This is a genomic window from Paraburkholderia sp. BL27I4N3 (assembly GCF_003386115.1).
Taxonomy (GTDB): domain Bacteria; phylum Pseudomonadota; class Gammaproteobacteria; order Burkholderiales; family Burkholderiaceae; genus Paraburkholderia.
On the sequence record NZ_QREJ01000001.1, the window covers coordinates 8181523 to 8193802 of the forward strand.

7 protein-coding genes, 2 tRNA genes and 2 rRNA genes are annotated in these 12280 nt (G+C 60.0%); all 11 read left to right on the top strand.

Going from position 1 to position 12280, the window contains the following annotated elements; translation table 11 throughout:
- The first annotated feature begins 84 nt into the window (after window positions 1-84).
- A complete protein-coding gene (gene phnT, locus B0G71_RS37125) occupies window positions 85-1185 on the top strand; it encodes a 2-aminoethylphosphonate ABC transport system ATP-binding subunit PhnT (protein ID WP_116149224.1) in 1101 nt (366 codons plus the stop codon).
- The gene (locus B0G71_RS37130; protein ID WP_116148235.1) at window positions 1163-2116 is read left to right on the top strand and encodes a 2-aminoethylphosphonate ABC transporter permease subunit; all 954 of its coding nucleotides are present in this window, start codon (window positions 1163-1165) and stop codon (window positions 2114-2116) included. The genes phnT and B0G71_RS37130 overlap by 23 nt, the downstream gene beginning before the upstream one ends.
- Complete coding sequence (gene phnV, locus B0G71_RS37135) at window positions 2106-2969, top strand: 2-aminoethylphosphonate ABC transport system, membrane component PhnV (RefSeq protein ID WP_116148237.1); 864 nt, start codon at window positions 2106-2108, stop codon at window positions 2967-2969. The genes B0G71_RS37130 and phnV overlap by 11 nt, the downstream gene beginning before the upstream one ends.
- A gap of 83 nt (window positions 2970-3052) precedes the next feature.
- A complete protein-coding gene (locus B0G71_RS37140) occupies window positions 3053-3787 on the top strand; it encodes a phosphonate utilization associated transcriptional regulator (RefSeq protein ID WP_116149226.1) in 735 nt (244 codons plus the stop codon).
- A gap of 56 nt (window positions 3788-3843) precedes the next feature.
- Window positions 3844-5115: a phosphonoacetate hydrolase gene (phnA, locus tag B0G71_RS37145; RefSeq protein WP_116148239.1), complete on the top strand. Its 1272-nt coding sequence runs from the start codon at window positions 3844-3846 to the stop codon at window positions 5113-5115.
- Window positions 5112-6563 carry a phosphonoacetaldehyde dehydrogenase gene (gene phnY / locus B0G71_RS37150; protein WP_116148241.1) on the top strand — a complete coding sequence of 484 codons (1452 nt, stop codon included), beginning with the start codon at window positions 5112-5114 and terminating at the stop codon, window positions 6561-6563. The genes phnA and phnY overlap by 4 nt, the downstream gene beginning before the upstream one ends.
- 4 nt (window positions 6564-6567) lie before the next feature.
- Window positions 6568-7128 (top strand): phosphonate degradation HD-domain oxygenase, encoded by a 561-nt coding sequence (locus B0G71_RS37155; protein ID WP_116121243.1) that lies wholly within the window; start codon window positions 6568-6570, stop codon window positions 7126-7128.
- Between the two features lie 604 nt (window positions 7129-7732).
- Window positions 7733-9263, top strand: a 16S ribosomal RNA gene (locus B0G71_RS37160).
- 81 nt (window positions 9264-9344) lie between these two features.
- Window positions 9345-9421, top strand: a tRNA-Ile gene (locus tag B0G71_RS37165).
- A gap of 52 nt (window positions 9422-9473) precedes the next feature.
- Window positions 9474-9549 (top strand) — tRNA-Ala (locus B0G71_RS37170).
- 323 nt (window positions 9550-9872) lie between these two features.
- A 23S ribosomal RNA gene (locus tag B0G71_RS37175) occupies window positions 9873-12280 on the top strand; the annotation flags it as partial.

The following is a 12280-nucleotide window of genomic DNA, read 5'->3' on the forward strand; positions in this document are numbered from 1 at the left end:
ACCGGGCGACGTCGCGGAATCAGGCGGCGCCTGCGGAATCCCGAGGCGCTGCGTCAGCATTAATCCAGTTGGAGGATGAACCCGGTGAATACCGCCAGTCTTGCTCAGCCAGGCGCGCTCGGCGCCGCACCGGACACGCTCGATGCCGCGCGTTCGACTACGCCGGGCGGCGTGCAGATCGATCATCTGACGGTGCGCTTCGGTTCGCGCACGGTGCTCGACGATCTGTCGTTGACCATCCAGCGCGGCGAATTGCTTACCGTGCTTGGCCGCAGCGGTTGCGGCAAGACGACGTTGTTGCGCTTCATCGCGGGGTTTATCGAAGCGGACGGCCTCGCCGGCACGCTGACCGTGGCCGGTCACGATCTCACGCACGTGCCGCCGCATAAGCGCAATCTCGGTCTGCTGTTCCAGAGCTATGCGCTGTTTCCTCATTTGTCGGTGTTCGAGAACGTGGCCTTCGGGTTGCGCGCGCGCCGCACGCCGTCCAAAGATGTCGCGCGCCGCGTCGCCGACGCGCTCAAGCTCGTGCAACTCGGCGACGCCGGCCACGTGATGCCCGCGCAGTTGTCGGGCGGCATGCAGCAGCGCGTGGCGCTCGCGCGCGCACTCGTGATCGAACCCGATGTGCTGCTGCTCGACGAACCCCTTTCCGCACTCGACGCCAATCTGCGCGCCTCGGTGCGTTCCGAACTCAAGGCGCTGCATGAGCGCCTGCCGAATCTGACGATCGTCTGCGTGACGCACGATCAGGACGACGCGCTGGTGTTGTCCGACCGCACGCTATTGATGCGCGAAGGCCGCATCGCCCAGCTCGGCACGCCGCAGCAGTTGTACGACACGCCGGCCGACGGCTTCGTCGCGCGTTATCTGGGCGCGGCCAACCTGCTGCCGCCGCAGGTCGCCTTCGGATTGGGCGACGCACGCTATAACGAGCGCGATCGCGTGGCCTGTCTGCGTCCGGAGGCGTTACGGATCGTGCCGCTCGGCGAAGGGCAGTTGCACGGCACGATCACGTCGGTCGAATGGTATGGCGCGGTATTGTCGGTCTCCGTCGCACTGGACGCGATGCCCAACGAGCCGATGCTCGTCACCATGCCGCGCGGCCACGGCATGATGCCGGAGAAGGGTGCGCGTATTTCCCTGCGTTACGAGGCTGACGATGTCGTCCTTATCAACCCCTGATACGCCCAATCCGCTCGGCTCGGCCACAGCCGATGCCGCCGCCGCGCGCCGTAGCGCCAGCGCTGCCTCGCATACGGCCGCGGTAAAGCGTCGCGAACGCGCCGCGCAATGGCATCTGCTGTTCATCCTGGTGGTGGTGCTCGGGCCGCTGGTCGTTTATCCGCTCGTGCGCCTGGTGCTGCTGAGCCTGGCCGGCCCTCACGGCCTGAGCCTGCACGCTTACTCGGCGTTCTTCGGCAATCCGGAAACGAGCGGCGTGATCGGCACGACGCTGTGGATTCTGTTCGCCAGCGCCGGGCTCGCGTCGCTGCTCGGCGTCGCGCTGGCGTCGCTCCTGTTCTTCAAGCCGTTTCCCGGCGCGCGGATGATCACGCGTTTTCTCGAACTGTTCGTCGCGTTCCCGTCGTTTCTGGTCGCCTTCACGCTGATCTTTCTGTACGGCTCGCAAGGCTCCGTCAGCATCGGCTTGCAGCGGCTCTTTCATCTGCAGGCGCCGCCGCTCGACTTCCTGTTCGGCGTGGGCGGGGTGATTCTCGCGGAAGTGGTGTTCTACGCGCCGTTCGTCGTGCGTCCCACACTGGCTTCGTTCGCCACGCTCGACATGCGGTTGATCGAAGCCGCGCGAAGTCTCGGTGCGAGCGGCTGGATGGTCGCGTTCAAGGTGATTCTGCCGCTTGCGTGGCCGGGCATCGCGGCCGGTACGATTCTTTGCTTCCTGCTCACGCTCAACGAGTTCGGCATTCTGCTCGTGCTCGGCAGCGCGCATCTGATCACGCTGCCGGTGGCGATCTACAGTTCCGCCACCGTCGATCTCGATCTGCCGACCGCCGCCGCCGGCGCGGTCGTGATGCTGATCATGTCTTTGTCGCTGTACGCGTTGTACCGCCAGGTCAACCGTCGCAAGGTGAAGGGAGCGGGCCATGGCCGTTGAACTCGACCCGACCGTTTTGCCGGTCATGCACAAGAAAGCGCGGCCGGTGCGCCGCAGTCTGGCGGTGCGCCTGCTCGGCGGCGTGTTGCTCGGCTTGGCCGGGTTGCTGTGCTTCTGGCTATTCGTGTTGCCGGTGCTGGTCGTCGCACTGTCGAGCGTGGCCGCGCACTGGTCCGGCACGATCCTGCCCGACGGCTTCAGCATGCGCTGGTTCGAGCGCCTCGGTTCGAGCGACTTCGACGCGCTCACCACGAGCCTCGAAATCGGCATGGGCGTCGCGGTGCTCGGCACGATTCTCGGCCTGTGGCTCGCGCTGGCGCTCGAAGGGCGCGACCGCCGCGGCCTCGGCGCGATCGTCGACACCATCGCGATGATGCCCAACGGCGTGCCGAGCGTGGTGCTCGGGCTCGCGGTGCTGATCGCGTATCACAAGCGGCCGTTCGATCTGTCGAGCTCCGCGGCGATCGTCGTCTTTGTGCAGCTGGCGCTGGTGCTGCCGTTCTGCTACCGCTGCGCCGCCGCCGCATTGCGCCCGGAACTGACGATTCTGCGCGAAGCCGCGGCAAGCCTCGGTGCGCCGCCATCGATGGTCTTGCGCCGCGTCGTGCTGCCGCAACTGGTGCCGGCGATCCGCGCGAGTCTCGCGCTGGGCTTCGCGCTCTCGCTCGGCGAACTCGGCGCCACGCTCACCGTGTATCCGCCGGGATTCGCGACGGTGCCGATCGTGGTCGTCGGCCAGGTGGAGCGCGGCTATTACCTGCCGGCTTCCGCGCTATCGCTGATTCTTCTGCTGGTTTCGCTCGCTGCGCTGCTGCTGATCGCGGCGCGCGTCCCACGCCGTCGGGTCGACTGACGCCCGAACCCTGAACGTTGTGTTTGCGCGCCATGACGGCGCGCAAAGCCCATACAGATATCGATGTGGCAAAATTTGTCAAAATGACCGAATATATGCAAACTGCTTCTGTCGATCCGATTGAGGTTGTGCGCAGGCATTCGCTCACGACGTTGGTTCGCGACGAGATCGAACGGCACATCATCGAGGGGGCGCTCGCGCCCGGCGACAAGCTCAACGAAGCCGACTGGGCGACGCGCCTGCAGGTGTCGCGCGGTCCGGTGCGCGAGGCGTTTCGCGCGCTGGAGCAGGCCGGGCTCGTGCGTACCGAGAAGAACCGCGGCGTGTTCGTACGGACGGTGTCGCTGGCGGAAGCGGATGAGATTTACGCAGTGCGCGCGGTGCTCGAAGAGGCGGCGTGCCGGATGCTGGCGGCGAGTATCGATGCCCGCACGCTCGCCGTGTTGCGCGACTGGCTCGACGCGATGCGCGCGGCGCTCGACGCCGGGGATCACGATGCTTATGCGCGCGCGAACGTGGCGTTTCACGATGCGTTGGTGGCGGCATCGGGTAATTCGAAGTTGTATGAAACGTACCGGCGCCTGGTGTGCGAATTGAGTCTGTTTCGACGTGCCGCGCTGGTGGTGCATGCCGACGCAATGGAGCGCTCGCTTGCCGAGCATCGCGCGATCTTGACGGCGCTCGCTTCACGCGACGCCGAGCATGCCGCGGCGCTGATGCATGCGCACGTGAACGGCGGCCTGCGGCGCGCCCACGCGGCGTGCGAAACGGCGGGGCCGTTGAACGTGTTGCGGACGCCGGCGGCGTCGAACGATTGAGATGGCTGCAACGAACTGACTACGACGCGTGTGCCCGGCACGCATGGAAGGGAACGATGGCGAATACAAGCGAACGCACGATCGAAGTCAACGGCCGCAGCTACCGGCTGCCCTCGCAACCGACGGTGGTGGTGTGCGTCGACGGCTGCGAATTCGATTATCTCGAAGCCGCGGTCGCGGCGGGCGTCGCGCCGTTCATCGGCAAGATGCTCAAGGGCGGCGGCGCCTTCAAGGGCGACTGCGTGGTCCCGTCGTTCACCAACCCGAACAATCTGTCGATCGTGTGCGGCGTGCCGCCTTCGGTGCACGGCATCTGCGGCAATTACTTCTGGGACCCGGACGCGAACGGCGGCGAGGGCGCGGAAGTGATGATGAACGACCCCGCCTATCTGCGCGCGGGCACCTTGCTCGCCGCTGCCGCCGAAGCCGGCGCCGCAGTCGCCGTGGTCACCGCGAAAGACAAGTTGCGCCGGCTGCTCGGCTGGCAGTTGAAGGGCATCTGTTTCTCGGCGGAGAAAGCCGACAAGGCGACGCTCGAGGAAAACGGCATCGGCGCAGTACTCGATCTGGTCGGCTTGCCGGTGCCCGATGTGTATAGCGCGGGGCTGTCCGAATTCGTGTTCGCCGCCGGCGTGCGGCTCGCGCAAACGCGCAAGCTCGACCTGATGTATCTATCCACCACCGATTACATCCAGCACAAATGGGCGCCGGGCACCGAGGGCGCGAACGCGTTCTACGCGATGATGGACGGCTACCTCGCGAAGCTCGACGCGCTCGGCTGGGTGATCGGCCTGACCGCCGATCACGGCATGAACGCGAAGCACGATCCGCAGACCGGCGAGCCGAACGTGATCTATCTGCAGGACGTACTCGACGACTGGCTCGGCGCCGGCCGCGCGCGTGTGATTCTGCCGATCACGGATCCGTATGTGGTGCATCACGGCGCGCTCGGTTCTTTCGCGACCGTCTATCTACCGCACGATGTCAGCGTCGCGCAGGTGATCGAGCGGATCGGCGGCTTGCAGGGGATCGATACCGTGCTCGACAACGCGGCGGCCTGCGAGCGCTTCGAGCTGCCGAACGACCGCGTCGGCGATATCGTCGTGGTCAGCACGAAGCATGTCGTGCTCGGCACGCGGCGCGCTGAGCATGATCTGTCCGGGCTGACGGTGCCGTTGCGCTCGCATGGCGGGATTTCCGAGCAGGAAGTGCCGCTGCTGTTCAACCGGCGTGTCGAAGCGTTGCCGTCCAGCGGCGGCGATGGCGGCAAGAGGCTGCGCAACTTCGATATCTTCGACATCGCCTTGAATCGCGTGTCGTCATCATGAACGCCGTGCTGCGGGACCATCCGGCTTTTCGGGCGGAAGCGCTGCGGCTCAAAGGCGAGCGCGTGACGCGCTCGCGCAAGCTCGACGTGTTCGATCCTTATACGGGAATGCGCGTGGGGACAGTCCCGCTGGCGAGCGTCGATGACGTGCGCGCCGCGTTCGAGTACGCGGCGGCCTATGAAGCGAAGCTCACGCGTTACGAGCGCTCGCAGATCCTGGAGCGCGCGGCTTCGCTCATGCGAGAGCGGACCGAAGAGGCGTCGGATCTGATTTCGCTCGAGTCGGGTTTGTCGAAGCAGGACTCGCGGTATGAAATCGGCCGTGTCGCCGATGTGTTGAAGTTCGCGTCGATTGAGGCATTGCACGACGACGGGCAGAGCTTCTCCTGCGATCTCACGCCGCACGGCAAGAAGCGCCGCGTGTTTTCGCAGCGCGAGCCGCTGGCGGGCGTCATTGCCGCGATTACGCCGTTCAACCATCCGATGAACCAGGTCGCGCATAAGATCGCGCCGGCCATTGCGACGAACAATCGGGTCGTGCTGAAGCCCTCGGAAAAGGTGCCGCTGTCGGCGCTGTATCTCGCCGATGTCCTGTACGAAGCCGGCTTGCCCGCGCCGATGCTGCAGGTGCTGACCGGTGACCCGCGCGAAATCGCCGATGAACTGATCACGCATCCTTTGGCGGAACTCGTCACGTTCACGGGAGGCGTGGCGATCGGCAAATATATTGCGGGCAAGGCGGCGTACCGGCGCGTCGTGCTGGAACTGGGCGGCAACGATCCGCTGATCGTGCTCGACGACGCCGATCTCGAACGTGCGGCGACGCTTGCGGTGCAGGGCTCGTATAAGAATTCCGGGCAGCGTTGTACTGCGGTCAAGCGGATGCTGGTGCAGAAAAGTGTGGCCGCCGATTTCACCGATCTGGTCGTCGAGAAGACGCGCGCCTGGTCTTTTGGCGATCCGTTCGATGCATCCAATCAAATGGGCACGGTGATCGACGTCGCCGCTGCGCAGCTGTTCGAGGCGCGTGTGAATGAGGCGGTGGCGAGCGGGGCGCGTCTGCGGATCGGCAATCAGCGCAAGGGCGCGTTGTATGCGCCGACGGTGCTGGACGGCGTCGATCCGTCGATGACATTGGTGCGCGAGGAAACCTTCGGGCCGGTGTCGCCGATCATCACCTTCGACACAATCGACGACGCGATTCGCATTAGCAATGGCACGGCGTTCGGGTTGTCGTCGGGCGTGTGCACGAACCGGCAGGATGCGATCACGCGCTTCATCAACGAATTGCGCGTGGGAACGGTCAACGTGTGGGAAGTGCCCGGCTACCGGATCGAGTTGACGCCGTTCGGCGGCATCAAGGACTCCGGGCTTGGCTATAAGGAAGGCGTTCAGGAAGCCATGAAGAGCTTCACCAATCTGAAGACCTTTTCATTACCGTGGGAGTGAGAGCGTGGCATTGAGTGTGAAGGATATTCGTTCCCTGTTCGAGCAGTACGGCAAGCTGGCCTATAGCGGCGAGCCGGTGACGCAACTCGAACATGCGTTGCAGAGTGGTTTATTGGCCGAGGAGGCTGGCGCTGACGAGGAACTGGTTGCCGCGGCGTTTCTGCACGACCTCGGCCACTTGCTCAATCTGCAGGGCGAGACGCCGACGGAGCGGGGCATCGACGATCTGCATCAGTATTTTGCGCTGCCGTTCTTGCGGCCGGTTTTGTCGAGCGCGGTGTTGGAGCCGATCCGTTTGCACGTCGACGCCAAGCGCTGCCTGTGCGCCATCGACGACACGTATTTCGGCCAGCTTTCCGCTGATTCGGTGCGGAGCCTGGAGTTGCAGGGCGGCATTTTTAGCAAGGAGGAAGCTGAGGCGTTCCTGCAAAAGCCTTACGCGGAAGACGCGTTGCGTCTGCGCAGATGGGACGATCTTGCCAAAGAAGAGAATCGCGCGACGCCGGATCTTGATCACTATTTAGGTGTGGTCGAACGAGTGATGCTTATGCACGCGGCTGTTTGATTATGCGTTCGGGGCAGCTAGCGGAACACGGATTTTCGGTATTGTTTTCGGTCCTTTTTGCCCTTGCTGGGTGTCCGGTTTTGTCGTGGTCCTCGCGCCGTTTCTGGCGCAATCCATGCCTATCAAAATAACGCTTGCAAGGCGGAGTCCGGCTCGCTAGAATCTCGCTCTTTCGTGCTTCGGACAACGGAGCGCGGGAGGCGGGAGAGCCAGCAGTGGCAAGGCTTTCAGCGAAGCAGGCAGGTTCAGGAAGTTAGAAAAACCTGTTGACGGCGTAGCGGAAGTTCTTCATAATCTCGTTTCTCTGCTGCTGATGCAGCGACGCAGAACGAAGCGGTACCGGGTGGTTGTGATGCTGACGACTGGCGGTGCGGGTTCGGTAGTGAATGCGTAATCGATCTTTAAAAATTAACAGCCGATAAGTGTGGGCGCTTGATGCGCGACGCGCCGGCGTATCCTTCGGGATCTGCCGGAAGAAGCGAAAGTATCAAGTCTCACACAGTAATGAAAGGAAGGTTTTTCCATTGAAAGATGGAGAGATCATTCGTCAGTACGTTGAGTGAGCGACCGGTTCTTAACTGAACCGAAAAACAGTAACAGGTTTGAACTGAAGAGTTTGATCCTGGCTCAGATTGAACGCTGGCGGCATGCCTTACACATGCAAGTCGAACGGCAGCACGGGAGCAATCCTGGTGGCGAGTGGCGAACGGGTGAGTAATACATCGGAACGTGTCCTGTAGTGGGGGATAGCCCGGCGAAAGCCGGATTAATACCGCATACGATCTGTGGATGAAAGCGGGGGATCTTAGGACCTCGCGCTACAGGGGCGGCCGATGGCAGATTAGCTAGTTGGTGGGGTAAAGGCCTACCAAGGCGACGATCTGTAGCTGGTCTGAGAGGACGACCAGCCACACTGGGACTGAGACACGGCCCAGACTCCTACGGGAGGCAGCAGTGGGGAATTTTGGACAATGGGCGCAAGCCTGATCCAGCAATGCCGCGTGTGTGAAGAAGGCCTTCGGGTTGTAAAGCACTTTTGTCCGGAAAGAAAACCTCCGCCCTAATACGGTGGGGGGATGACGGTACCGGAAGAATAAGCACCGGCTAACTACGTGCCAGCAGCCGCGGTAATACGTAGGGTGCAAGCGTTAATCGGAATTACTGGGCGTAAAGCGTGCGCAGGCGGTCCGCTAAGACAGATGTGAAATCCCCGGGCTTAACCTGGGAACTGCATTTGTGACTGGCGGGCTAGAGTATGGCAGAGGGGGGTAGAATTCCACGTGTAGCAGTGAAATGCGTAGAGATGTGGAGGAATACCGATGGCGAAGGCAGCCCCCTGGGCCAATACTGACGCTCATGCACGAAAGCGTGGGGAGCAAACAGGATTAGATACCCTGGTAGTCCACGCCCTAAACGATGTCAACTAGTTGTCGGGTCTTCATTGACTTGGTAACGTAGCTAACGCGTGAAGTTGACCGCCTGGGGAGTACGGTCGCAAGATTAAAACTCAAAGGAATTGACGGGGACCCGCACAAGCGGTGGATGATGTGGATTAATTCGATGCAACGCGAAAAACCTTACCTACCCTTGACATGTATGGAATCCTGCTGAGAGGTGGGAGTGCCCGAAAGGGAGCCATAACACAGGTGCTGCATGGCTGTCGTCAGCTCGTGTCGTGAGATGTTGGGTTAAGTCCCGCAACGAGCGCAACCCTTGTCCCTAGTTGCTACGCAAGAGCACTCTAGGGAGACTGCCGGTGACAAACCGGAGGAAGGTGGGGATGACGTCAAGTCCTCATGGCCCTTATGGGTAGGGCTTCACACGTCATACAATGGTCGGAACAGAGGGTCGCCAACCCGCGAGGGGGAGCCAATCCCAGAAAACCGATCGTAGTCCGGATCGCACTCTGCAACTCGAGTGCGTGAAGCTGGAATCGCTAGTAATCGCGGATCAGCATGCCGCGGTGAATACGTTCCCGGGTCTTGTACACACCGCCCGTCACACCATGGGAGTGGGTTTTACCAGAAGTGGCTAGTCTAACCGCAAGGAGGACGGTCACCACGGTAGGATTCATGACTGGGGTGAAGTCGTAACAAGGTAGCCGTATCGGAAGGTGCGGCTGGATCACCTCCTTTCTCGAGCTAAACGCGTCAGTTGTGTAAAAGCAATGCGTTGAGCGCTCACGCTTATCGGCTGTGAAATCAGGACAGACTCAGGGGTCTGTAGCTCAGTCGGTTAGAGCACCGTCTTGATAAGGCGGGGGTCGATGGTTCGAATCCATCCAGACCCACCAAAGTCTTGTCTGGTGTGCTGATCGTCTGAACCTCTGGGGTAGCTGTATGACTGGGGGATTAGCTCAGCTGGGAGAGCACCTGCTTTGCAAGCAGGGGGTCGTCGGTTCGATCCCGTCATCCTCCACCAATCCTCAATGCGTAGCGTTCTGCGGGCAGTAAAAGGCAGAGCGTTGTGCATTGGCGATTGAGCCAGTCAGAGTGATATGAAGCAGAGCTTTATATCGGCTGTCGTTCTTTAACAATCAGGAAGAAGTAGTAAAGAGATTCACGAAAGATCACTTAGAGATGGGTGGTTGAGTAGGTGAATCAGGGTTGTGATTGTATCAATGTATGAAAAGAGAGATCGAAAGATCGCTTTTGGAATACGGCGCAACACGAATACTCAACCTGTAGCGAGGGTGGCGAGCGTGTGATTCCCCGTGGATCATGCAGGAGACACACCCGTTATAGGGTCAAGCGAACAAGTGCATGTGGTGGATGCCTTGGCGATCACAGGCGATGAAGGACGCGGTAGCCTGCGAAAAGCGGTGGGGAGCTGGCAAACGAGCTTTGATCCACCGATATCCGAATGGGGAAACCCGGCCCGTATGGGTCATCCGTAGCTGAATACATAGGCTACGTGAAGCGAACGCGGTGAACTGAAACATCTAAGTAACCGCAGGAAAAGAAATCAACCGAGATTCCCAGAGTAGTGGCGAGCGAAATGGGACCAGCCTGTACTCTTTATCTTCATTGTTAGTCGAAGGCTCTGGAAAGTGCCGCCATAGCAGGTGATAGCCCTGTAGACGAAAACAGCGAGGAAGAACTAGGTGTACGACAAGTAGGGCGGGACACGTGAAATCCTGTCTGAAGATGGGGGGACCATCCTCCAAGGCTAAATACTCGTGATCGACCGATAGTGAACCAGTACCGTGAGGGAAAGGCGAAAAGAACCCCGGGAGGGGAGTGAAACAGATCCTGAAACCGCATGCATACAAACAGTCGGAGCCTCTGCGAAGGGGTGACGGCGTACCTTTTGTATAATGGGTCAGCGACTTACATTCAGTGGCAAGCTTAACCGATTAGGGCAGGCGTAGCGAAAGCGAGTCCGAACAGGGCGATTCAGTCGCTGGGTGTAGACCCGAAACCAGGTGATCTATCCATGGCCAGGATGAAGGTGCGGTAACACGTACTGGAGGTCCGAACCCACTAACGTTGAAAAGTTAGGGGATGAGCTGTGGATAGGGGTGAAAGGCTAAACAAACCTGGAAATAGCTGGTTCTCTCCGAAAACTATTTAGGTAGTGCCTCGTGTATCACCTTCGGGGGTAGAGCACTGTCATGGTTGTGGGGTCCATTGCGGATTACTACGCCATAGCAAACTCCGAATACCGAAGAGTGCAATCACGGGAGACAGACATCGGGTGCTAACGTCCGGTGTCAAGAGGGAAACAACCCAGACCGCCAGCTAAGGTCCCCAAATATTGCTAAGTGGGAAACGAAGTGGGAAGGCTAAAACAGTCAGGAGGTTGGCTTAGAAGCAGCCATCCTTTAAAGAAAGCGTAATAGCTCACTGATCGAGTCGTCCTGCGCGGAAGATGTAACGGGGCTAAGCAATATACCGAAGCTGCGGATGCACATTTATGTGCATGGTAGGAGAGCGTTCCGTAAGCCTGCGAAGGTGCACTGGAAAGTGTGCTGGAGGTATCGGAAGTGCGAATGCTGACATGAGTAGCGATAAAGGGGGTGAAAAGCCCCCTCGCCGTAAGCCCAAGGTTTCCTACGCAACGTTCATCGGCGTAGGGTGAGTCGGCCCCTAAGGCGAGGCAGAAATGCGTAGCTGATGGGAAGCAGGTTAATATTCCTGCACCATTGTTAAATGCGATGGGGGACGGATCGCGGAAGGTTGTCCGGGTGTTGGAAGTCCCGGTCCTTGCATTGGAGAAGGCGCTTTGGCAAATCCGGGCGCAGGATTCAAGGGTGCGAGGCCATTCACTTCGGTGAAGAAGCAATCGGAAGTGGTTCCAAGAAAAGCCTCTAAGCTTCAGTTTAACAAGACCGTACCGCAAACCGACACAGGTGGGCGAGATGAGTATTCTAAGGCGCTTGAGAGAACTCGGGAGAAGGAACTCGGCAAATTGGTACCGTAACTTCGGGATAAGGTACGCCCCTGTAGCCTGATGCGCCTGCGCGCAGAGGGTGAAGGGGTTGCAATAAACTGGTGGCTGCGACTGTTTAATAAAAAACACAGCACTCTGCAAACACGAAAGTGGACGTATAGGGTGTGACGCCTGCCCGGTGCCGGAAGATTAAATGATGGGGTGCAAGCTCTTGATTGAAGTCCCGGTAAACGGCGGCCGTAACTATAACGGTCCTAAGGTAGCGAAATTCCTTGTCGGGTAAGTTCCGACCTGCACGAATGGCGTAACGATGGCCACACTGTCTCCTCCCGAGACTCAGCGAAGTTGAAGTGTTTGTGATGATGCAATCTCCCCGGCGGCTTAGACGGAAAGACCCCATGAACCTTTACTGTAGCTTTGCATTGGACTTTGAACCGGTCTGTGTAGGATAGGTGGGAGGCTTTGAAGCGTGGACGCCAGTCTGCGTGGAGCCGCCCTGAAATACCACCCTGGTTTGTTTGAGGTTCTAAAACCTTGGTCGTAATCCGGATCGGGGACAGTGCATGGTAGGCAGTTGACTGGGGGCGGGTCTCCTCCCAAAGTGTTAACGGAGGAGTACGAAGGTACGCTAGGTACGGTCGGAAATCGTGCTGATAGTGCAATGGCATAAGCGTGCTTAACTGCGAGACCGACAAGTCGAGCAGGTGCGAAAGCAGGTCATAGTGATCCGGTGGTTCTGTATGGAAGGGCCATCGCTCAA

What these genes read in the sequence shown, in the direction of transcription:
- B0G71_RS37130 (WP_116148235.1), top strand. Translation starts at nt 1,163, where the DNA reads ATGTCGTCCTTATCAACCCCTGATACGCCCAATCCGCTCGGCTCGGCC.
- phnV (WP_116148237.1), top strand. Translation starts at nt 2,106, where the DNA reads ATGGCCGTTGAACTCGACCCGACCGTTTTGCCGGTCATGCACAAGAAA.
- B0G71_RS37140 (WP_116149226.1), top strand. Translation starts at nt 3,053, where the DNA reads ATGACCGAATATATGCAAACTGCTTCTGTCGATCCGATTGAGGTTGTG.
- phnA (WP_116148239.1), top strand. Translation starts at nt 3,844, where the DNA reads ATGGCGAATACAAGCGAACGCACGATCGAAGTCAACGGCCGCAGCTAC.
- phnY (WP_116148241.1), top strand. Translation starts at nt 5,112, where the DNA reads ATGAACGCCGTGCTGCGGGACCATCCGGCTTTTCGGGCGGAAGCGCTG.